Genomic DNA, 22053 nt, shown 5'->3' with positions numbered 1-22053 from the left:
TTTATAGGATTTCTTCCCTTCTAAGTACTCTAAAACTGCATTTGATTTTTCGTCTATCGTATATTTAGTCAAAAAAACTGCACCTCCAATTGTTAGATGGTGTCTAACAATTGGGGTGCAGTTCAGATCAGGTTCCTTTTTAAGATGCCGGCATTCTCATTTGGTCTGACTGAACATGCTTTGCATCATTTTATCCCTGAACATTGGCATATCCAAGGATTTAGTCACTAGAAATCTTCTTAAAATGCCATTGGACAGCGCAACATTTATCAGGCGATACCGGTTTTTGTAACCTGCATAAACAGCTAAACCAACCAAGAAGATTTGAATAATTAATCGAAGCATAACAATCCCTCCTATCAATAGTGTGATACAGGACAGGATTTTTATGAGCTAAAAGTGATAATTAATAAACTTCTTCTAATGGGCGTACGTACGTATTACCCTGGATGGGGTAATGAGTTTGCCTACCGCTATATCATGAACCTCTATCGGGAGTTCATCCATTAATTGAAGCTCGTATGTAAGGGCCAATGTATCTCCGCGGTAATAAGATAGGAAACGGTCATAATAGCCGCCTCCAAAGCCTAGGCGATACCCTTCCTTGGTAAAAGCAAGACCGGGTACGATCAATGCATCCAATTCCTCTTTCCGAGCCTTGGCTGTTTCAGCCACTGGTTCAAGCAACCCGTAATAAACAGACTCCAGCTGATTGAAGGACGAGATTTTCTTGAATTCCATTGTCTTTTTTTCAGGATCACATTTTGGTACTGCCACTTCTTTTCCTTCACTCCATGCTTGTTCGATGATCCGTACCGTTGGAACTTCGGGCGGTATGGAGATGGTGATGCCAATGGTTTTTGCTTTTTTCCATTCCTCCAGTGAAAATAAGTTTTCAGCGATTCGGTTCGATAGTTCCTCATGTTCCTCTTTAGTCAGCTCCATTAAACGGGACCTAACTTCTTGGCGGAGCTTTTTTTTGTTTTCTTTCATCTCTTCCGACTCCTTTAGTCTACTTCTATCATTATCTCATAATATTTGTTCATTTACGAAAATACGGTGTCGGAAATCGCCGAATCATTAATGCATCATGAAAATATCCACTAAAGGAAAAAGAGGAAGAAGGGATTAAAAAAATACATAAAAAAAAACAACAGGAAAAATCCTGTTGCTTACTTTGTTTCACGGTGAGTCGTGCTGCGTTTTTCTCTTGAGCAGTATTTTTTAAGCTCAAGACGGTCTGGATTGTTACGTTTATTTTTTTTAGAAATATAGTTACGGTCTCCACATTCAGTGCAAGCTAATGTAATATTTACGCGCATTGTGTATTTCCCTCCAAACATATTGACTTTTTCACATAGGACTTTTCTATAATAGCATTATTCAATGCGAATTGCTAGTATGTTTTTTGGGAAATCCAACTTTAACTTTTTTGAATTCTTAATTGTTTACGTTTTGCATCGTCAGGAGGAGCTGATTATTTATGACTTTCGCTTCTTCTTTCGTTTCAGCATGAATGACCCAGGCCACAGCTTCCACACATTCCTTCGGCAAGATTTCAGTCTCTAGCGTAAACACGCTGGTAACTTCCCCTTTGGCGAGCGGTGAATAAGCCAAGAGCCCCTCTTTCAATGATTTGAAGCATCCCTCTTGATATAGGCTTCCCTTTCCTTGGATGCAATATTGAGAGATGCTTTTTCCTTTCACCAATCCACCCAATAAGGCAATCGATTGAGGGGCTACATGTAAAATCGCCCGTTCATTCGGGCTGTAAAAAGCCACTGTCTGCCTTTCGAAAGCGTTTTCATAGTGAAAAAACACTTTTGGGCGCTTCGTCTCGAATGAGGTATTTCTAATCGTGAACTTCGAAAAGGTCACCTGCCCTTGGGTATATGTTTGTGAAAGCGTCCGGATCTCTCCATTAGGATGACTCATCATATCTTCCTCAGGATACCAATCAAAACTCTCATCCATCCATAACCCAGCTTTTAATCCCTTACGAAATATATCCTGATTATCCTGCGGCATATACGCGAATAGCGAATTCATATAATCATCCCTTCCCCTTCTTTATCCTTATATAGCTTATCGTTAGGCGCTGACAGTGAGACTATCCACTTTAGAAACTGCACACCATTTTCTTATAGGTTTGCTGATTTTTAACTATTCAAAATATTTTGTTTTTTTCGATTTATTCTATATTTATGTTAGCACTGAATTGGCTGATGGACAATAAACACATTTTGTCGAATTTTATGTATGTTATCTCTTAAAGGTTTTTTTCTCATTTTAATGCTTGATTTTTTTTATTCAACGACGGTCATAAAGCTTTTCGACAATATTTGAAACAAAATAGACAATAAATGAAGTTTACGGCCCACTTCCGAGAATATAAAAATATGAAAATCTCCATTTTTTTAAAAATATGTGTAAAATATAAATATATTGTCGAAAATTAGCTTCTGAGGTGAAAACATGGAAACACTTATCATCCTTCTTTTTTCATTAGCGATCGTCCTTCTCATCATTTCCTTTTTCGGTAAAGATAAAGTTGCCAAATTAGAGGAAGATTTGGAGCAGATGACACTAACGTATATGCAAGATATCTACCAATTAAAGAAGAAGGTGAAGATTCTTGAAGAGGAATTCGTTATCCAGGACGATCCTGTTCCCCCTGTAAAGGTTAAATCAACTATCAATTCCAATGATAGCGAACCCATACATGAAATTTTAAAATGCCAGGTTCTATCTTTATATAGTCAAGGTCTTTCTTTGGACCAGATCGCCAGACAATCCTCATTAACGAAGGAACAAACCATTGCAGTGATCGATCAGCAAAGATTGCGGGGTGAATGAGAATGAACAAAGCGAGAATGCAAGGTCTTTCCGCCGGTATCATTTTTACAACAACAATCTTTGCTGGCTTTTATTATGGCACCGGATTATTCGAAGGCACCAATCCCACTGCGGAGGAAGCTAAGGAATTGCTCGTGAAGAAAGGATACGTCGTTACACTTCCTATGGAGGAAACTGAAAAGACCGTCCAACCAAAGGATCCGGATAAGGATTCAATGGAGAAAGAGGCTTCAAAAAAAGATCCCTCCATTGTCACCTATACAATTAAAGTGAAAACGAATATGACCACAACCGAAATTGCCAATAGCCTTGCCAATGAAAAAATCATCGATGATGCTGCTGAATTTGAAGCTTACATGAATGACCATGATTTCTCAAAAAAAATACAAATCGGTGAGTTTGTTGTTACGAATAATATGACATATAGACAATTGGCCAATACTTTGACCCATTAATGAATAAGAGAGACTTTTAAATGGACGATGTCCGAGAAAAAGCCTCTCTTTTTTTCAATCAGGATGGGTTCATTCATTCCTGCTGATATATCTCCCTCTTACCAGGAAGTAAATATTCTCTGCGATATTCGTTGTATGGTCCGCTGTTCTTTCCAAATATCGAGCAATTAAGGAAAGCTGTGTAACCTGCTGAAGGTTTTTTTCATCTGAAAGGCGAAGGAGACTTCGAATCATTTCTCCATAAAAGCGATCAACCTCATCATCCATTTCAATGATTTCTCTTGAAAGAACAACATCTTCCTTCTCAAATGCTTCTATTGAAAGTTGAATCATCTTTAATGTAATATCATGCATCTGCTTTAAAGGTGTTAAAGGCAGAATAAATGGCTGGTCACCGATTCGGATCGCTGATTTAGCGATATTCACACCAAAGTCCGCCATCCTTTCAATATCAGAGGCGATTTTTATGGCAGCAATGATACGCCTTAAATCAATCGCAACCGGCTGCTGCTTAGCAATCAGTAAAATCGCAAAGTCATTGATTTCCTCTTCCAGTAAATCAGCTATTGTATCATCTTCAATAACTTGAAGAGCATCATCTACATTATTGTTTTCTAGTGCGGCATATGATTTTGATATGGCACCTGAAGCTAAATTAGCCAATTTCACGATTTTCTCCTGTAGCTCTTTCAATTGAAGCTCGAAATTTTCACGAACGATCATTATCGCATCTCCCTTTCTCTTTAACCGAAGCGTCCGGTAATGTAATCTTCTGTTCTTTTATCATTCGGATTAGAGAAGATGGTGTTTGTATCAGAATATTCGATGACTTCCCCATTTAAGAAGAAGGCTGTCCTATCAGAGATACGTGCTGCCTGCTGCATGTTATGGGTTACGATTATGATGCTGAAATCCTTTTTCAGTTCTTGGACCAATTCTTCTATTTTCAAAGTGGATATCGGATCAAGGGCAGAAGTCGGTTCATCCATTAAAATGACATCTGGTTCGATTGCCAAACATCTGGCAATACAAAGGCGCTGTTGCTGTCCACCTGAAAGTCCATATGCATTTTCATGCAGACGGTCTTTGACTTCATCCCAAATGGCTGCCCCTTTTAAACTTTTTTCAACTATCTCATCAAGAATTTTTTTATTTTTAATTCCATGGATCTTTGGTCCGTATACAACATTTTCATAAATTGATTTAGGAAAGGGATTAGGCTTTTGGAAGACCATCCCCACCTGTGTCCTTAAATCTTCCACCTTATAGGACTGATCGAGGATATTCCTGTTCCTATATTTAATCTGGCCTGTCGTTTTCACATCCGGGACTAGTTCTATCATTCGGTTCAACGTTTTAATGTAGGTGGATTTCCCACATCCTGAAGGCCCTATGATGGCAGTCACTTCATTTTGATGCATATCCAGATTAATATTTTTCAAAGCATGGTTTTCTCCATACCATAAATTGAGATTGGATGTTTCATACACCTTTTCCGTCAAGGCAGCTGATCCGACATTATCGATCTCGATTGCCGGTGACTCTTGTTCTCTCGCTAAGGTCATATTCATGCTTCCTTCCTCCTATCAGTATCTTTTCTGGAATTTATTTCTAATTATAACCGCAATTGAATTCATGAATATTAACAGGATGAGTAAAACGATGATTCCCGCGGCAGCAACCTGCTGGAACTCCTCCTGCGGACGAGATGTCCAATTATAGATTTGCATTGGCAACACTGTAAATGTATCCATGACCGTTTGAGGTAAAAAGGCGATGAACATTGGTATGCCAACCACCACCAATGGCGCCGTTTCACCGATTGCCCGTGACAAAGCAAGTATCCCTCCAGTTAAAATGCCAGGTATCGCAGCAGGCAGGACCACTTTCAATATGGTTTGCCACTTTGTTGCACCCATTCCAAACGAAGCTTCCCTTAAATCACGAGGTACGGCACGTATGGCCTCTTGGGCAGCTACTATGATGACAGGAAGAACAAGTAGGCTCATCGTCAAGCCTGCTGCCAATATGGACCGGTCCAAGGCAAGAGCACGAACGAAAACCGTTAAGCCCAGAAGTCCAAATACTATTGACGGGACACCTGCCAGATTGGAAATATTCACTTTGATAAAAGTGGTGATCCAATTCTTCCTCGCATATTCCTCTAAATAAATGGCCGTTCCAACACCAAGCAGCAGGGAAACTGGAGCCACCACTACCATCAACCATATTGAACCGATCAGCGCTGCCTTTATACCAGCCTCTTCAGGTTTCCTGGAAGCGAAATTCTGAAGGAAATCCCCATTCAGACTACCAATTCCTTGAGTGAATATCCGATAAAATAAGATGGCCAATACGAGGAGGCCAACCAATGTTGCCAAGAAGAATAATCCTTTACAAATCGTGTTAACAGCCAGCCTAGCAGGCATTTTTTTTGCAACATGACTTTTGTTTATCAGTTTCATGTCTTAATATTCCTCCCTGAACTTGCGAGAGATGAACTGCGCCAGTAAATTCATGACAAGCGTAAAGACGAACAGTGTCATTCCAACCGCATATATGCTGTAGTAAATCGTTGTCCCGTACCCTGCATCCCCCGAACTGACCTGAACGATATAAGCGGTCATCGTTTGAATCGATGAAGTGACATCCATGCTCATATTTGGGGTCGAGCCACCGGCAACACTCACAATCATGGTTTCCCCGATCGCTCTGGATAAAGCAAGAACGATGGATGCCACAATTCCAGAAATGGCTGCTGGCAATACCACTTTAATTGTCGTTTCGAGTTTCGTTGCTCCTAAAGCATACGCACCTTCGCGAATCGACTTCGGTACTGATACAAGGGCATCTTCCGACAAAGAGGCTATCATCGGCATGATCATGATACCTACAACGATTCCAGGACTTAGAGCATTGAACATGTCAAGGGAAGGAAATAAATCCCGCAAAACCGGTGTTACAAAAGTTAAGGCAAAAAAGCCGTAAACGATAGTAGGAATCCCCGCTAAAACTTCTAAAATCGGCTTGATGATTCTCCGTGTTTTCTCTGATGCATATTCACTCAAGAAAATGGCTGTTGCAAGTCCTACTGGAACTGCAACCACCGCTGCTATGACTGTTATCTTCAACGTTCCAACGATAAGGGGCATAATCCCATAGGAAGGTGCAGATGCAAATGGCAGCCATTTAGCTTCCGTAAAAAATTCAACGATAGATACTCTGTCAAAAAAGATAAATGTTTCAAATATAAGGGTCAGGATGATCCCGATTGTAGTAAAAACGGAAATTGCCGCCGTAAGGAACAAAAGCTTAGGTATGACTTTTTCCATATTCATTTTTTTCTTACTTTTCTTTTCCAGAATCATTTGCTGTACAGAATAGGTTTCTGTTTTTCTAAGTTCCAACTTGCATCCTCCATTTCAGACACGCAATATTTGGATTTACAAGCTGTTACCCCCGCCTCAATCGAGTCAAGGCGGGATTTCAATAGCCTGTAATATCGTTTATTTTTCCAGTTCTTTTAATTTATCAAGATCTTTCTGGTACTCTTCTTCCGGCAGGCTGATATAACCCACTTCTTCTGCAAGCTCTCCTGCATTTTCAATGACGAATTGAGTATAATCTGCGACTTGTTCTTTTTCAGCTACCGACTTATTAGCTACATATGTGTAAAGTGGACGTGACAATGGTGCATACTCCCCACTTTTAATCGTTTCATGTGTTGGCTCTACAGCACCTTTGCCGTTGTCGATGGAAATGATCTTTAACTTATCTTTATTTTCAGAGTAGTAGGCATAACCGAAGAATCCAATCGCATTTTTATCACCTTCTACACCTTGTACAAGAACGTTATCATCTTCTGAAAGCGTAGCATTTTCCACCATCGGTTTTTCTTCAAGGATCACTTCATTGAAATAATCATATGTGCCTGAATCTGTTCCCGGAGAGTAGAATTTAATTTCTTCCTTCGGCCATTCAGGACGTATATCAGACCATTTCTTCACCTTTCCATTATCAATCCACAGTTTTTGAAGTTCTTCAACTGTTAGTGAATCGATGAAATCATTATCTTTATTGGCAACGATTGAAATACCGTCAAATGCCAGTTTCAATTCTGTATATTCAACACCCTTTTCATCAAGTAAGGCACTTTCTTCTTCTTTCACCGGGCGGGATGCATTGGCTAGGTCCGTATCACCAGCGATGAATTTCTTGAATCCCCCACCTGTTCCTGACGATCCCACTGAAACCTTCACATCAGGCTGTGTAGCCATATATTCTTCTGCAACTGCCTCCATGATCGGAAAGACCGTTGAAGAACCATCCGTAATAACTTCGCCCTTGAGTTGATCTGAAGCCGCTTCATTTCCTTTACCGCTGTTTGAAGTATCATTAGATCCACATCCAGCTGCCACTGCGATTACTCCACCCATTACTGCGGTCATAGCCATAAATTTGAAACGTTTCATTTGTAAATCCCCCTAAGAATTTTATATGAATATTTTGTCCTACTCTCACATCATACGTTCAGACTGTAAATTCCGTTTAAAGCATTTGTAAATATTCAGTAAATAATTGTGATTATTTTGTAAAGGTAGTCAAAGTCTTTAAATCACTCTCTTATTTTGTGCCTAAGGGGTATTTACATGTGCGGGAAATTACTCCAACTGAAGTGATTAAAAATCTCTTTCATAAAGGGAAAGTGCAAATCTCGAGGCATGCTGATAGCATCACTGAGCAATTTTATTTTATGAACAAAAAAACACGCTTTCTGATTTAACTCAGAAGCGTGTTTTATAACTTTTTATTCATTTTCCTGACTATTTCTTATTTCAGCCTGCTCTTTTTGAACGTCTTTACCATTCTCCACTTTCAAATCAGTCGAGGTTTCGGTATTTTCCTTCTTAGCCCGTTCTTTTTTCAGTTCGAAATAAGTATCCATGATTTCTTCACCTATTTCTTTACTCATGCTATGGCCCGTATGTCCTTGATATGCCCACGGCACAACGACCGCAAAAGCGACCTCAGGATTTTTAGCTGGGGCATAACCCACAAGCGTGATGTTCATCGTTTCTTGGGGCTCGCTATAATTCATCCGGTTCGGGCCGTCATAGAATGCTTCCGCCGTCCCTGTTTTAGCTGCCACTGTATACGATTTATTCCCAAAGTAGGTATAAGCCGTTCCGCCTTGTTCCATCGCAACTTTCTCAAAACCGTTCTGAACACGTTCAACCCATTCTTCCTTCATATCAAGACGATTAAGGACAGTCGGTGAAACGTCTTCGGCAACAGGTCCCAATTCCTCATTATTATCAACCGGATCGCGGATTTCCTTAACCATATGCGGCTTCATGCGGTTACCGCCATTCGCAATCGCTGAAACATATTGCACGAGTTGCATCGGTGTGTACGTATCATACTGTCCGATAGCAAGGTCAAGCAGCTTACCTGGAGATACTTCGGAACCTTTGAATCCGCTCATTTCATTAGGAAGATCAATTCCCGTGCGAACACCCAAGCCAAACTGGGCAAATGAATTCCTCATGGTTGAAAACGCGCCTGAACTAATGTTCAAAGGTTCATTCGGCACATAATGCGCACCTGCAATATTAATGGCCGTTCTGAACATATAAACGTTCGAAGATACCTTCAATGCGGTCAAATCATTTATGTTCCCGAAGTCACTATATGAACCTTTGGGCGGTGTACCTTTGATTCTCAACTTCGTATCGTAAAAGTACGTACCAGGCTGGATCGCACCTTGCTGATAACCGGTTAAAACCGTAGCACCTTTAACCGCAGACCCCATCGTATAGGAAGTCGTGATATTTCCTAATGCGAAGTCCTCAATGGAGGATTTCCCCGTTTTTGGGTCCTTCTCATATTTCTTGCCAGCCATCGTCAACACTTCCCCTGTATCGGGATCCATCATGACGACAAAGGCCCTGTCCAAGAATTTGGTGTTACCCATTTTTTTCTTGGCAATCAATTGCTTTTCAATGATTTCCTCAGTAGCAAGCTGTAAATCCATATCAACTGTCAATATAAGATCTTTTCCTCGCGAACCTTCAGAAATCACTTCGGAATCGACGACATTTCCTGATTTATCGGTCACATTCCTTACTTTCGCTTTCTGCCCTTGAAGGATATCTTCGTATTGCGCCTCAATATAACTCTTACCTACACGGTCATTCCGGCTGTAATCACGCGCGAGGTAGTAGTCCAGGCTTTCACTAGGCAACCCTTCTTCAGATGAAGAAACTTTACCCAATACAGATTTAAGTGTTTTATTATAAGTATAAAAACGATCCCAATCTGTAGATATATCGACCCCTGGGAGCGAATCAAGGTTTTCACTCACCTTGGCGAATTCTTCTTTTGTTACTTTCTTATTTTTCACAATTTGCGGGGTAAGGGCATATCCGCTTGCAAATTCCCTATAGATGGCAAGAACTTCAAGATCCTTTTCCGAAAGCTTTGTTTCTTCTTCAGTAATCCGATCAAGCTGAAGCTTATACAAATCACTTTCTTCCATCTCGCCTTCTTCCACTTTTTTCCGCTCTTTATCGGTAATCTTTTTCTCGGCCAGCTTTGGATTCTTCAAAATCCAAAAATCCTTTTTATCGCGTTCAGTCACTTTGTCTGTTTCCTTTTCGATCAACTTCGCGAGTTTCTCAGCCGTTTCCACCATTTCTGTTTGTTTCGTACCTTGCTTTCGTGTATATGTAATTGCATCCAGTGGTTGGTTATCGACCATCAGTTTCAAATTCCGGTCATACATTTTCCCACGGGGCACCGAATTATTCACGGTCACTTCCTCTGTTCTTTCAATCTCACGCCGGTAATCATCACCATAAACGATCTGTACAACACCCAAGCGTAAAATTAAAGCGGAAAACAAAACAAACACTAAAAAGAAAAGAATATTCAATCTGAAAGGCACATGCGTCTTTTTCTTTTTCTTTTTATTCACACTAAGCCACACATCCTTTTTACATAGTCATAATAGTCCTATACTATTCTATAGAACATTTATATTTTTTTCTACCTTAGTGTTCTAGAAATATTAAACATCTAACGAACTTTACATAAAAAGTGACTTACGGCTCATAGATCCTAAAACCGTAAGTCCCGATATTGGAAAAGAGGCCTCTAAGGCCTCTTTTTCAATCTTGGTCAATGATATCGATTTTCCGTATAAACCAATATATCACGGTATGCCCTGCCCCGACGATTAACAGATAGATCGGCAGTACTTCCTTTAGGTCGAATAACATGACGGAAAGTATGAATCCTGATATCGATACTATCCTTCCAATATGAACGAACAGTTCCCGGACAACGATATATTCAATCCTCATTTCCGCTGCTTTCCAAGCACGGCCTATAATGTCATACGTCAACGATATATAAGGGACCAAAAGAATAGGATAAGCGGTAGCGACAATTGCCCCATAAATGAGAAGCTTCCCGAATGTGATATCAAATGCAATCAATAAGACCCCTGCATACAACAGGATTCCTCCAATAAGAATGGCCTTTTTTCGCATCGGCTGTTTTATATATCGTGAAGCAAAAAAATACGCAACGAATGAAATGGCAGAATTCAACAGACCATAGCTCCCTAATGCAAGTTCACTATCCGTCTGAATGAAAACGTTAATCGAAATGATGAACATGAAGGTGCCCTCTCGTATCCCTTGAAAAAAGTGAGCACGTGTGATCAAGAGCCAATTCCGATTATTTTTCCGTTCCTGCAATATCCGAAGGAAACAGTATCTGCCATGTGCTGGACGTCTTTTTAAAGAAAAGCTAAGAAACACCGCAACGGAAAACAATAGCAAAGACAATCCGAATACAATGGAATATCCCGTGAATTTTTCAAGCCTCGAAATGATGAACCCTGAAAGAATCGGACCGACCATTCCCCCAAGGGATGATAAAATCCCTAAAAAACCATTGAAGAAATCCCTTGTTTCCGGCTCAGTGATCTCAAAAGTCAAGACATTATAGGCAAGCCAATAAAATCCATAACCGATTCCTAACAGTCCACCAAGCAACCAAAGGAAATCCGTTGCCCGTGTACCGACCAATAGGACTGATAAATAAAATAGGGCCAAAAAGATAACACCCAGACGCAAAACAATGATTCGATCAACCTTTTTCGCCAGCCTGCCAGCAAAGACAAAGGTAAGCGGTTGAAAAAGCACCACGGTTAGATTATATACGGCAATATCAACAATTTGACCGGATTGTTTCCACAAGTACACATTAACGAATGTATTGGATAAAGCAATACTTAGGCTGTACAGCCCGCCAATAAACAAAAGGAGGTGCAGATCCTTCTTTCCCCCCGCTTCACCCAACCATCTCTCTAAAATACCCATTGTTTTAACTCTCCTTTAAATTCCACTCTAGTGTTTGAAAAAACAAAAGAATTTATGTAAAAAAAGGTAAAGAAAACTCTTCGATTGGCGAGCCAGGATGGCGATGACAGAGAAGTAGTTGCCCTTATACTGTTTTCCTTTTGAGTTTGAAAAAGAACAGTATAAAGAAAACTCTTCGATTGGCGAAGACAGAGATGTAGTTGCACTTATACTGTTTTCCATTTGAATTTAAAAAGAACAGTATAAAGAAAACTCTTCGATTGGCGAAGACAGAGAAGTAGTTGCACTTATACTGTTTTCCTTTTGAATTTGAAAAAGAACAGTATAAAGAAAACTCTTCGATTGGCGAGACAGGATGGCGATGACAGAGAAGTAGTTGCACTTACACTGTTTTCCTTTTGAATTTAAAAAAGAACAGTATAAAGAAAACTCTTCGATTGGCGAGCCAGGATGGCGATGACAGAGAAGTAGTTGCACTTATACTGTTTTCCTTTTGAATTTGAAAAAGAACAGTATAAAGAAAACTCTTCGACTGGCGAAGACGAAGGGGATGTTCATGAATTTGGAGTGTTTACTCGTGAATTCGGGCTTTTACTCGTGAGTTTTGAGCGTTTACTCGTGAATTCGATGCTTTTACTCGTAAGTTTTAGGATTATCCTCGTGAGTTTCGAGATTTCACTCAGGAATTGGAGGTGTTTACTCGTGAATTTGTGCGTTACTCGTGAATTCGATGCTTTTACTCGTGAATTTCGGGCTTTTACTCGTGAGTTTTGAGCTTTTACTCGTGAATTTGAAGAGTTTACTCGTGAATTTGTGCGTTTCCCGTAAATTTGCAGCTTTTACTCGTGAATTTCTTTCACTTCTTTTGGCGAAACAGCAATACGAGTTGCCTTTATATTGTTTTTCTTCAATGTTCCCGTTCGGATTAAAGAAACAAAAAAAGACAGGATTCCTTTTCACAAAAGGAATCCTGTCTTTTTTAATTACAAATTATTTTGCAGCGCTGTAACGTTTTGCAACCTCATCCCAGTTTACAACATTCCAGAAAGAATTGATGTATTCAGGACGACGGTTTTGGTAGTTTAGGTAGTAAGCATGTTCCCAAACGTCCAATCCAAGAAGCGGTGTTTTACCTTCTGATAATGGATTGTCTTGGTTTGGTGTACTTGTTACTTCCAACTCGCCATTGTTGACTGCAAGCCAAGCCCAGCCAGATCCAAAACGAGTAGTAGCCGCTTTAGCGAACTCTTCTTTAAAGCTGTCAAAGCTTCCGAATTTTGAAGTGATAGCATCCGCTAATTCACCAGTCGGTTGTCCGCCGCCGTTAGGTGAAAGGATTTCCCAGAATAAAGTGTGGTTAGCATGTCCGCCACCATTGTTGCGTACAGCTGTACGAACAGCTTCAGGTACTGCGTCAAGGTTAGCGACGATTTCTTCAACGCTTTTGCTTAGAAGTTCTTGGTTACCTTCTAGGGCATTGTTCAGGTTTGTCACATATGTGTTGTGATGTTTAGTGTGGTGAATGTTCATTGTTTCTTTGTCGATGTGTGGTTCTAATGCATCATATGTATACGGTAATTGCGGAAGTTCAAAAGCCATAATAAAATTCCTCCCTATGTAAGCTTTTATTTTTTGAGGGCTTCAGTTCTCGAAAGATACCTAAAGCTCGCTAGAAATAGAGTATCAAATTTTTGTAACCGTTTCAAACCTTATGCCTCAATTTTTCATTTTTCGATTATATTTCCTATGAGAATACCACGAATAGAAAATATCCAATCATCAGAAGTTGGATGATGCCTTTTGTAATGACGCTGCTTATAAAGCCTACAACGGAACCAAGGCCGATTTTCGAAGCAGTAACCGGGTCTTTTTTATGTACTAGGATTTCTGCCAGGAATGCCCCGATGAATGGTCCTATTAGTATTCCGAGGAACGGAATCACGAATGGCCCGACCAGAAGCCCAATCGTACTGCCCCAAATTCCCGCTTTCGTGCCTCCATACTTTTTGACCCCGACCATGTTCGCAATATAATCAGCTGCGAATAAAAGGATCACGAATAAAATTTGGACCGTCCAGAAAAACCAGCCAAATGGTTCAAAAGAATAAAATAATCCATAGAGCAATATTCCGCCGAAAATGAATAAAACACTTGGGATGATTGGAAAAATCAGACCGACAAACCCCATTATGAACATGAGGGTAATTATTATCCAAAATAGTGTATCCATTACTAAAACGCCCCTTTCTCATTTGATATATAATTTGACTTTATCTCTCCATAATTACCTCATTACTGATGGTTGAAACCAATGAAGCAGAATACAGGTTGTTTTATTTTTCCCATATAGTTAAAATTGGTTAGGAATCTTATATAGTTAGGTGCTGAAAACATTGAACATATTCAAACAACTATGGGTAAGCTTGTATTCTCCTAAAGATATCGCTTCCTTTCAAAACCAAGGTATCGGGAAAACGATATTATTCGTTTTCTTTATAAGTCTCATCGCCTTTCTCCCTTCAGCTTTTTATTTCGGGGCAATGATAGTTGACGGGATAGATGCCATGCACGAAACAGTATCCGAAGACTTACCGGCATTTGAAATCAAAAATGGCACGTTGACAACTGAACAAGATGAGCCATTTAGCCTGAATAAAAACGGATATCAAATTTTTGTAGATGGCACGGGAGCCTTGACCCCGGAAGAAGTAGCCGCAAAAGCTGATGAAGCTGTCGCGCTTTTAAAGTCTGATCTGGTTTTCGTATCCGGAGGCAACGTGCAATCCTCTCCATATTCAGTTCTGGAGGGAGATAATCAGGAAATATCCACTTGGCTTGATTCAGTTGAATCTGTGCTGCCTATCATCCTTCCATTGCTTCTACTTATATTATACCTGTTTACTGCTAGCGGAATCTTCATTAAAGTGACAATCCTTGCCGCTTTCGGTCTTTTTTTCAAAAATGCTCTTGGCCGTCCTCTTTCCTATAGGCATCTATGGAGAATCGGTGCTTACAGCATAACGCTTGCCACCGTATTCTTCACCATCATGGATGCTTTTCAAGCAATGGTACCGTTCGCTTCCATCATTAGCTGGTTTGTGACATTGATGATGTTATATTTATCCATTAAAGAAACATCAGCCAATAAGATCGGAAATTGACATTAACAAGATTGGACTCAGACTGTAGGCAAACTCGATGAGAATCGAGTTTGCCTACAGTCTTTTAAGGCTTTGTAAAATTCGAACGTTGATTGGAACCAGGGCGGTCTTTGCGCCTGCGGGGTCTCCCTAAGACACGCTTTTCCCACAGGGGTCTCGCACACCTGTTCCAATCAACTTGTTTAAAATTTAGATAGAACCCCATTTGTCTACAAACTGAGATTCGACCACCTGGTCCGGCTCTTTTTGCTTAAGCATAAAATCGGGTAATCCATGCCTTTGGCAGCATATGACTACAGTCATCATTTTTTTATATCTACTTAATTCGACAAAATACTCACTAAGTTATTCCTATACTTATGGTTGAAATAGTATTTAAGAGGTGATAGACGTGAAGGAGAGTCATATTGATGTACAGTGGTTGTTACTCATAATGGAGGCAAAAAAGAGTGGTCTGACCCCAAAGGAAATTCGCTCCTTTCTTAACACTCATTCAAATAATAAGGATGTTACTCAATTGAAATAGAAAAATTTGAATGGTCACTCTCACATTCCATTTGAAAAATCGCCCATTTTTAGGCATATTTTTTGACCCCTCCAAGTATAGATGAATTAAAGACAAGCTTGGGAGGATGGAAAATTGAAACGGCTACTGCTTTTTATCTCATTCTGTTTCACTTTATTTATTATTTATTTTGATTTGACTACGGGTACCCTGCCGGCTTCCCATCCACCGGCCTCTACAGGCGAACCGGCCGTCCCGGCCAGCCAGCCTGCATCCGCACCATCTGCCGCTTATAAAGAAATTACCATGAAACCGGGTGATACCTTACTTTCCATCGTCGAAACGGAAAAAGGCGGATCCAATCAGCCAATCGAAACGATCATCACTGACTTTCAAAGTTTGAATGAAGGATTGAAGCCCGAGGATATGCAGATTGGCAAAACATATAAGATTCCCGTTTACAAATAACCCCCAAAATAGGAATCTGCCCCTTCACAAGAACCATTAAGGGGATTTCCCAAGCACTGAGTGTATCCAGAAATTAGGGAATGTCTCATGATGAAAAAACATTATGCGTCCTATTTCCTTGTCAAGCGGTATGTACATTGATACAATATTTCAGAGAAACAAATTAAAAATCAAAACTGATTTTTTCCTAAAGGAGAGAATTCCACTTGAGTGAAATCATACATCGCACCAAGACGCGGCCAATTAAAGTCGGAAACTTAACGATTGGCGGCAATAATGAAGTTATTGTACAAAGCATGACAACGACAAAAACACATGATGTTGAAGCAACGGTTGCAGAGATTCTTCGCCTTGAAGAAGCTGGATGTCAAATCGTACGTGTCGCCTGTCCGGATGAAAGGGCAGCTGATGCAATCTCTGAGATAAAAAAACGGATAAACATCCCTCTTGTAGTCGATATTCATTTCGATTATAAACTTGCTCTGAAGGCAATCGAGGGCGGAGCTGATAAAATCAGGATTAATCCTGGTAACATCGGTCGCCGCGAAAAGGTTGAAGCAGTAGTGAAAGCTGCGAAGGCTAAAGGAATACCAATTCGCATCGGGGTCAATGCTGGTTCTCTAGAGAAGAAAATCATCGAGAAATATGGCTTCCCGACTGCTGATGGAATGGTAGAAAGTGCTTTACACCATATCAAGATCCTGGAAGATCTGGATTTTCATGACATTATCGTTTCCATGAAGGCTTCCGATGTGAATTTAGCCATCGAGGCATATGAAAAAGCTTCAAAAGCATTCGATTATCCTTTACATCTTGGAATCACGGAATCAGGTACACTGTTTTCAGGAACCGTAAAAAGCGCTGCCGGACTAGGTGCCATCCTAAGTCAGGGCATCGGAAGCACGATGCGTGTTTCCTTAAGTGCCGATCCTGTCGAAGAGGTGAAGGTGGCAAGGGAGCTTCTAAAAGTATTTGGACTTGCTTCCAACATGGCCACTTTAATTTCCTGCCCTACTTGCGGTCGAATCGAGATTGATTTGATTTCCATCGCCAATGAAGTTGAAGAGTACATCCAGACGGTCAAAGCGCCAATCAAGGTATCAGTGCTTGGTTGTGCGGTAAACGGCCCTGGAGAAGCCCGTGAGGCTGATATCGGCATTGCCGGGGCCCGCGGTGAAGGTTTACTGTTTAGAAAAGGTCAAATTGTTCGTAAAGTGCCTGAAGAGACGATGGTCGAGGAACTTAAAAAAGAAATTGACAAAATCGCTGAAGAATACTATGAAAAACAAAGAGCCGAAGCTGCTGCTGCAGCTTTACTAAATAAATAAAACAAAGAATCCCGAATTTTCATTATCGGGATTTTTTGTTTTATACCATTTGAAAAACCCTTTGATGCATTTTGGAAAATGACATCAAAGGGTTTAATGATGTTAAAAAAACGGCAGGATGAATATGCCAACGATGATGGACACTGCACCTATGCCGATGGCCCAAGTACCCAGGTTCGATCCTCGTCTTCTGGCCATTATTCCTACAATGATACCCACAATACCTAAAATGAAAGGCATCATGAATAACGATATAATGGAGATGATCAATGCTATGACACCAATCGCTCTTCCTCTTGATGCCACATCCCCCAAACCATTATCCTCTGCAGATTCATCATTTTTATATGACCTGATTCGCTGAGGCGGTGTTGAAATCTCGGCAGACGTTTCTTCCTGATACCGGTTATCCATATTGGTTATGGTCCCACGACTTTCATATCGTCTGTCATCTTCAGGTGTATCTTCATTATAATACCGCTCATGATGCTGATCATCCACAACGTTTGGTTCACTGCCCTCTTTCGCCAATTGCATTTCATCGTCAATACTGGAGTATTGATCTTTTTCCATTCGTGCATCCCTCACTTTCATTTGTGAAGCATTTATAGTGTATGTAAAAATCGCGGAACCCATCGTGAAAATGGTTTCATATCTTGGAAATAAATACGGGTATTTACCAAAGCTATGATGGGATATGTTACACTATTACAAGTACCTGAAAATGAGGGAGAGATTCATCATGAAAAAACGTTTTGGCATCGATATAGACGGGACTGTTACAAGACCTGATTCCATGGTCCCCTTTTTAAATAAAGCTTTTCAGCTTAATTTAGCTTATGAAGACATTACTGAATATGACTTATTCCCTTTCGTGAATGTTCCAAAAGAGGATTTCACTAAATGGTTCATTGAGAGCGAGCCACTTATCTATTCAGAATCATTATTGGCTGAAGGTGCGAAAGATGTATTGGAAAAATGGACAGAACAAGCTAACCTTTATTTCATAAGTGCCAGAAGCGCCCGTTTATTGGATGTAACCAAAAATTGGTTCACGTCGAATGAAGTCCTATATGATCATATTGAGCTTGTAGGCTCACACGATAAAGTGGCTGCAGCCAAAAAATTCGAAGTCGACCTCTTTTTAGAGGACAAGCACGATAATGCAGTGGCGATTTCGGAAGAGTGTAAAATACCCGTGATTTTATTTAATACTCCTTACAACCAAGATCCCGTGCCTGAAAGGGTGATTCGGGTCAACAATTGGCAAGAAGCCTCTGCCTGGGTGAATAATTGGATGTCAGGGCAACCGGCAACTATAAAATGAGACAAGAAAAAAACCATTGACTGAGGTCAGTGGTTTTTATGCATCCAAAGATACGCTACATGCGGGACAGCGTCCGTAAATTTCAAATTTATGTCCCGAAACATCGTAGTCCTTCAAGCTTTCCTGAAGTTCCTGCATCGGGCACAATTCGATTTCTTTCGTTTTTCCACAATTCAAACAGATGAAGTGGTGATGGTGGGAAGAATGACCGCATGTAAAACGAAAACGCTTTTCCCCTTCTAACTCGGTCGCTTCAAAGATGCCCAGTTCTACGAATAAGGAAAGATTTCTGTAAATCGTATCGAAGCTTAAACCTGGATAATCCTGCTTCATATTCTCCAATACATCTTTGGCCGTTAAATATTTATCACTGGAAGAGAAAAGCTGAAGCATTTCTTCCCTCTTTCCTGTATGCTTAAAACCTTTATCTTTTAATAGTTGCATGGCAGTAGTTACGTTCATAATACATCACCCCATCTATCGATTTTTCCACTTATCAAACAAAATTGACAAGATGAGAATTAGTACAGCTATTATTACAATGGTCCCGCCAGGAGCAAGGTCAAGGTTGTATGATAAGAATAATCCGCCTATGACAGAAACTTCACCGAATAATACCGAATATCCAATCATCTGCTTAAAACCCTTTGCAAAGCGGAGACTAGCAGCTACCGGGAGCGTCATGAGCGAAGAGACAAGTAATATGCCAATGATTTTCATGGAAGCGGCAATTACCAATGCGACCATTACAATAAAAATAAAATGAATCGCTTTATAAGGTATTCCAGACGCTTTCGCATGCTCTTCATCAAAAGATAACAGAAATAATTCTTTATACAATAGGGTGAGCATCAAGGCTACGACTATCCCCACTGCCAAAATGACATATAAGTCCGCCCGGCTGACGGCACTGACACTGCCGAATAAATAACCGTATAAATCCGTATTGAAACCATCTGCAATGGATATGAAAATGACACTGAGACCCATGCCGCCTGACATTATGATCGGGATTGCAAGCTCTTGATAATGCTTGTACACCCCTCTTAATTTTTCAATGAATAATGAACCACCTACAGAAAACGCCATTCCTATATAAAGTGGATTCAATCCAGCTAAAGATAGAAAGCTCTTCTGCAGCAATAAACTAAACGCTATCCCAGCAAGCGCTACATGACTAAGCGCATCGGAAATCATCGACATCCGCCTTACCACGACAAAAACGCCCACTAATGGCGCAATCGCTCCGATGATGATTCCGGTCAAAAATGCGTTCTGCAAAAATTCAAATTGCAATATCCCCGATATCATTGGGCTATCCTCCAAAACATATTAATGATCATGATTTAATAATTGGACCCCATGTCCATAAATGGACGAGAGCTCACCTTCATCCAACTCATTATATTCACAGGCATCCCCGTGAAAATGAAGCTTTTTATTTAAACAGGCGACATGTGTGACTTTATCGGTCACAGTACCAACATCATGAGTTACTAAAATCAGGGTTATTCCTAATTTTTTATTCAACATCTCAAGCATTTCATAAAATTGGTGGACGTTTTTTGAATCAACGCCAACCGTAGGCTCATCCAATATCATCAATTCCGGTTCGCTGACCAGTGAACGGGCAATGAACACCCGCTGCTGCTGGCCTCCGGACAATTCCCCGATATTGCGGTTCTGATATTCAAGCATATCCACGGATTCCAAAGCCTTCTTCACCTTTTGCTTATCCTCTTTGCCTGCAAACTTAAACAAGCCGATTTTTTTGGTCAAACCGCTCTGAACCACTTCAAAAACTGTGGCAGGAAACCCAGAGTTGAAGGAGTTCGCCTTTTGGGAAACGAAACCGACCTTTTGCCAATCTTTAAAGCGTCGTATGTCTTCCCCGAATATTTCAATTTTTCCCTTTTGGAGCTTGAACAGACCAAGCAGCAACTTCAAAAGCGTTGACTTACCGGATCCATTCGGCCCAACGATTGCTAAGAAGGCCCCTTTAGGGATTTCAAGCGAAACATGTTCCAGCACTAGATCTTTTGTATATTTGTAAGATATATCTTCAAATTTAACTATGGGGTTTACTACATTATCCAAAGAGATCACCTATTTTTTTAAGAATCATTACGATTAACAATCGTTAGTATAAATCAAAGAAGCCAAGATGTAAAGAAACCGGTCCTCTGAACAAGTGCCGGTACGCCCTGAACCACAAAAAAATGTGAGCTGAACCAAACTTACCGTAATCAAACAAAGTTTCATGTTCACATACGTCTTCCTCCTTCATATGTTTTAACAAAGGAGGAGATCGTTTGAAATTATTTGAAATGATGGTCAATCATAAAATCAACAGTATTCGCCCCGATGAACTGCTTTCCCTTGCTAAACAGCATAAGGTTGCACTCACTCAAAAACAAGCACAGGATATCACTGCACTTCTAAGAGGTAAAAATATTAACATTTTTGATATACGTCAAAGACAGAACGTGCTTGGTCAAATTACAAAAGTTGCCGGAGCAAGCACAGCTAGGGAAATAGAATCCCTCTTCAACAACCTTACTTCCACTTTTTAAAGATCTTAAGCCAGCTGCAGTCTTTGAGCATACTTAATGCAAATGAAAGGACGATTCATCTTTTTCGATGAATCGTCCCTGATTATTGTTGAAATCTGATCTTATCCAATAGATCTTCATCAAATTGATTATTCTTGAACATATCAATTTCAAATTTATATGGTGCCTTTTTGTCTTTTTTGTCTTCCCCTACATAAGGTGTTTCCAGGATTTTCGGAACACTGCTTAATTGCGGATGGTGAACAATAGCATTCAACGCCTTAAAACCAATATGACCAAATCCTATGTTTTCATGGCGGTCCTTGCGCGTGCCGCGTTCGTTTTTGCTATCGTTTATGTGAAGGACCTTGATGCGGTCAACACCGACCAATTTATCAAATTCATTCAGTACGCCATCAAAATCCTCGATGATATTATATCCGGCATCGTGAGTATGGCAAGTATCGAAGCAAACCGATAGTTTTTCATTATGGGTCACACCATCAATGATCATCGCCAGCTCTTCGAAAGACCTGCCACATTCAGACCCTTTACCCGCCATCGTTTCAAGGGCAATCTGAACTTTATCGTCGGCAGTCAGCACCTCATTCAAACCTTCGATGATTCTCTTGATTCCCAGTTCACTGCCTGCACCAACATGCGCACCTGGATGAAGTACGATCTGCCTTGCGCCAATGGCTTCGGTCCGATCGATTTCGCTGCGTAAGAAGTTGACTCCAAGCTCATATGTGGCTGGATTCGTGGTATTTCCTATATTAATGATATACGGGGCATGGACAACAATATCACTGATTCCATTTTCCTCCATATGCAGTCTTCCGGCTTCGATATTTAAATCCTCGATTTTTTTACGTCTTGTGTTTTGAGGGGCCCCTGTATAGATCATGAATGTGTTGGAGCCATACGAAGCCGCTTCTTGACTCGCAGCAAGAAGCATACCTTTCCCGCTCATTGAAACATGCGATCCAATCTTCAGCATCTGATTTCTCC

At 40.4% G+C, this 22053-nt stretch carries 28 protein-coding genes; 10 read left to right on the top strand and 18 right to left on the bottom strand.

The window, feature by feature from the left end; genetic code table 11:
• Positions 1–156 precede the first annotated feature (156 nt).
• The 4 genes from V3595_RS05180 to V3595_RS05165 all read right to left on the bottom strand — a co-directional run bounded on the left by V3595_RS05180 (position 157) and on the right by V3595_RS05165 (position 2049).
• Positions 157–345: a hypothetical protein gene (locus V3595_RS05180; RefSeq protein WP_101222568.1), complete on the bottom strand. Its 189-nt coding sequence runs from the start codon at positions 343–345 to the stop codon at positions 157–159.
• Between the two features lie 75 nt (positions 346–420).
• Entirely contained in the window at positions 421–993 is a 573-nt protein-coding gene (locus V3595_RS05175) for a 5-formyltetrahydrofolate cyclo-ligase (RefSeq protein ID WP_485905659.1), read from the bottom strand.
• Between the two features lie 179 nt (positions 994–1172).
• Positions 1173–1322, bottom strand: coding sequence for a 50S ribosomal protein L33 (gene rpmG / locus V3595_RS05170; RefSeq protein WP_028391797.1), 150 nt, complete (start codon positions 1320–1322; stop codon positions 1173–1175).
• A 118-nt stretch (positions 1323–1440) separates the two neighbouring features.
• Positions 1441–2049 carry a hypothetical protein gene (locus V3595_RS05165; protein WP_485905657.1) on the bottom strand — a complete coding sequence of 203 codons (609 nt, stop codon included), beginning with the start codon at positions 2047–2049 and terminating at the stop codon, positions 1441–1443.
• 426 nt (positions 2050–2475) lie between these two features.
• Between V3595_RS05165 and V3595_RS05160 the strand changes: the two genes are divergently transcribed.
• Positions 2476–2856, top strand: coding sequence for a hypothetical protein (locus V3595_RS05160; RefSeq protein ID WP_485905656.1), 381 nt, complete (start codon positions 2476–2478; stop codon positions 2854–2856).
• Between the two features lie 2 nt (positions 2857–2858).
• A complete protein-coding gene (locus tag V3595_RS05155; RefSeq protein WP_485905654.1) occupies positions 2859–3311 on the top strand; it encodes a hypothetical protein in 453 nt (150 codons plus the stop codon).
• 69 nt (positions 3312–3380) lie between these two features.
• On the opposite strand, the gene phoU is transcribed toward V3595_RS05155, so the two are convergent.
• The 7 genes from phoU to V3595_RS05120 form a co-directional block, all read right to left on the bottom strand.
• The gene (gene phoU, locus V3595_RS05150; RefSeq protein ID WP_485905652.1) at positions 3381–4034 is read right to left on the bottom strand and encodes a phosphate signaling complex protein PhoU; all 654 of its coding nucleotides are present in this window, start codon (positions 4032–4034) and stop codon (positions 3381–3383) included.
• A 20-nt stretch (positions 4035–4054) separates the two neighbouring features.
• Positions 4055–4843 carry a phosphate ABC transporter ATP-binding protein PstB gene (pstB, locus tag V3595_RS05145; protein WP_485905744.1) on the bottom strand — a complete coding sequence of 263 codons (789 nt, stop codon included), beginning with the start codon at positions 4841–4843 and terminating at the stop codon, positions 4055–4057.
• A gap of 54 nt (positions 4844–4897) precedes the next feature.
• A complete protein-coding gene (gene pstA / locus V3595_RS05140) occupies positions 4898–5776 on the bottom strand; it encodes a phosphate ABC transporter permease PstA (RefSeq protein ID WP_063590620.1) in 879 nt (292 codons plus the stop codon).
• A 3-nt stretch (positions 5777–5779) separates the two neighbouring features.
• Positions 5780–6679 (bottom strand): phosphate ABC transporter permease subunit PstC, encoded by a 900-nt coding sequence (gene pstC / locus V3595_RS05135; protein ID WP_485905743.1) that lies wholly within the window; start codon positions 6677–6679, stop codon positions 5780–5782.
• Between the two features lie 138 nt (positions 6680–6817).
• Positions 6818–7783 (bottom strand): PstS family phosphate ABC transporter substrate-binding protein, encoded by a 966-nt coding sequence (locus V3595_RS05130; protein WP_485905650.1) that lies wholly within the window; start codon positions 7781–7783, stop codon positions 6818–6820.
• Between the two features lie 335 nt (positions 7784–8118).
• Positions 8119–10287 (bottom strand): peptidoglycan D,D-transpeptidase FtsI family protein, encoded by a 2169-nt coding sequence (locus V3595_RS05125; RefSeq protein ID WP_336866373.1) that lies wholly within the window; start codon positions 10285–10287, stop codon positions 8119–8121.
• Between the two features lie 193 nt (positions 10288–10480).
• Complete coding sequence (locus V3595_RS05120) at positions 10481–11701, bottom strand: MFS transporter (RefSeq protein ID WP_402897674.1); 1221 nt, start codon at positions 11699–11701, stop codon at positions 10481–10483.
• 471 nt (positions 11702–12172) lie between these two features.
• On the opposite strand from V3595_RS05120, the gene V3595_RS05115 reads away from it, so the two are divergent.
• Together V3595_RS05115 and V3595_RS05110 are read left to right on the top strand one after the other, a co-directional pair.
• A complete protein-coding gene (locus tag V3595_RS05115) occupies positions 12173–12475 on the top strand; it encodes a hypothetical protein (protein ID WP_485905647.1) in 303 nt (100 codons plus the stop codon).
• Positions 12423–12710: a hypothetical protein gene (locus V3595_RS05110; RefSeq protein WP_485905646.1), complete on the top strand. Its 288-nt coding sequence runs from the start codon at positions 12423–12425 to the stop codon at positions 12708–12710. The genes V3595_RS05115 and V3595_RS05110 overlap by 53 nt, the downstream gene beginning before the upstream one ends.
• Here V3595_RS05110 and sodA read toward each other — a convergent pair.
• A complete protein-coding gene (gene sodA, locus V3595_RS05105) occupies positions 12692–13300 on the bottom strand; it encodes a superoxide dismutase SodA (protein WP_485905645.1) in 609 nt (202 codons plus the stop codon). The genes V3595_RS05110 and sodA overlap by 19 nt on opposite strands.
• Before the next feature lie 145 nt (positions 13301–13445).
• Positions 13446–13931: a DUF456 domain-containing protein gene (locus tag V3595_RS05100; protein ID WP_402897676.1), complete on the bottom strand. Its 486-nt coding sequence runs from the start codon at positions 13929–13931 to the stop codon at positions 13446–13448.
• Positions 13932–14094: 163 nt separating this feature from the next.
• Between V3595_RS05100 and V3595_RS05095 the strand changes: the two genes are divergently transcribed.
• The 4 genes from V3595_RS05095 (at position 14095) to ispG (ending at position 17163) form a co-directional block, all read left to right on the top strand.
• Complete coding sequence (locus V3595_RS05095) at positions 14095–14862, top strand: DUF1189 domain-containing protein (protein WP_485905643.1); 768 nt, start codon at positions 14095–14097, stop codon at positions 14860–14862.
• A gap of 382 nt (positions 14863–15244) precedes the next feature.
• The gene (locus V3595_RS05090; RefSeq protein ID WP_485905641.1) at positions 15245–15388 is read left to right on the top strand and encodes an anti-repressor SinI family protein; all 144 of its coding nucleotides are present in this window, start codon (positions 15245–15247) and stop codon (positions 15386–15388) included.
• 114 nt (positions 15389–15502) lie between these two features.
• Positions 15503–15835 (top strand): hypothetical protein, encoded by a 333-nt coding sequence (locus V3595_RS05085; RefSeq protein WP_350299487.1) that lies wholly within the window; start codon positions 15503–15505, stop codon positions 15833–15835.
• Positions 15836–16041: 206 nt separating this feature from the next.
• Positions 16042–17163, top strand: a complete 1122-nt coding sequence (gene ispG, locus V3595_RS05080) for a flavodoxin-dependent (E)-4-hydroxy-3-methylbut-2-enyl-diphosphate synthase (protein WP_063233036.1) — start codon at positions 16042–16044, stop codon at positions 17161–17163.
• 102 nt (positions 17164–17265) lie between these two features.
• On the opposite strand, the gene V3595_RS05075 is transcribed toward ispG, so the two are convergent.
• Entirely contained in the window at positions 17266–17736 is a 471-nt protein-coding gene (locus tag V3595_RS05075; protein ID WP_485905639.1) for a DUF4190 domain-containing protein, read from the bottom strand.
• Between the two features lie 169 nt (positions 17737–17905).
• On the opposite strand from V3595_RS05075, the gene V3595_RS05070 reads away from it, so the two are divergent.
• Positions 17906–18490, top strand: a complete 585-nt coding sequence (locus tag V3595_RS05070; protein WP_485905637.1) for a 5' nucleotidase, NT5C type — start codon at positions 17906–17908, stop codon at positions 18488–18490.
• Positions 18491–18526: 36 nt separating this feature from the next.
• Here V3595_RS05070 and V3595_RS05065 read toward each other — a convergent pair whose 3' ends face one another.
• From V3595_RS05065 to V3595_RS05055, 3 genes are read right to left on the bottom strand one after another with little or no spacing between them, the layout of a single operon-like run.
• The gene (locus V3595_RS05065; protein ID WP_101222584.1) at positions 18527–18952 is read right to left on the bottom strand and encodes a Fur family transcriptional regulator; all 426 of its coding nucleotides are present in this window, start codon (positions 18950–18952) and stop codon (positions 18527–18529) included.
• Between the two features lie 15 nt (positions 18953–18967).
• Positions 18968–19801 carry a metal ABC transporter permease gene (locus V3595_RS05060; protein ID WP_063233033.1) on the bottom strand — a complete coding sequence of 278 codons (834 nt, stop codon included), beginning with the start codon at positions 19799–19801 and terminating at the stop codon, positions 18968–18970.
• A 21-nt stretch (positions 19802–19822) separates the two neighbouring features.
• The gene (locus V3595_RS05055) at positions 19823–20587 is read right to left on the bottom strand and encodes a metal ABC transporter ATP-binding protein (protein ID WP_485905635.1); all 765 of its coding nucleotides are present in this window, start codon (positions 20585–20587) and stop codon (positions 19823–19825) included.
• Positions 20588–20802: 215 nt separating this feature from the next.
• On the opposite strand from V3595_RS05055, the gene V3595_RS05050 reads away from it, so the two are divergent.
• Entirely contained in the window at positions 20803–21063 is a 261-nt protein-coding gene (locus V3595_RS05050; protein WP_485905634.1) for a DUF2624 family protein, read from the top strand.
• 82 nt (positions 21064–21145) lie between these two features.
• On the opposite strand, the gene V3595_RS05045 is transcribed toward V3595_RS05050, so the two are convergent.
• Positions 21146–22042, bottom strand: coding sequence for a deoxyribonuclease IV (locus V3595_RS05045; RefSeq protein WP_350299491.1), 897 nt, complete (start codon positions 22040–22042; stop codon positions 21146–21148).
• Between the last annotated feature and the right edge of the window lie 11 nt (positions 22043–22053).

The sequence above is a fragment of the Bacillus sp. CFBP9009 genome (genome assembly GCF_036541465.1).
GTDB lineage: Bacteria > Bacillota > Bacilli > Bacillales > DSM-1321 > Peribacillus.
The sequence above is the reverse complement of the archived record's forward strand: the minus strand, read 5'-3'. Positions and strand labels throughout refer to the sequence as shown.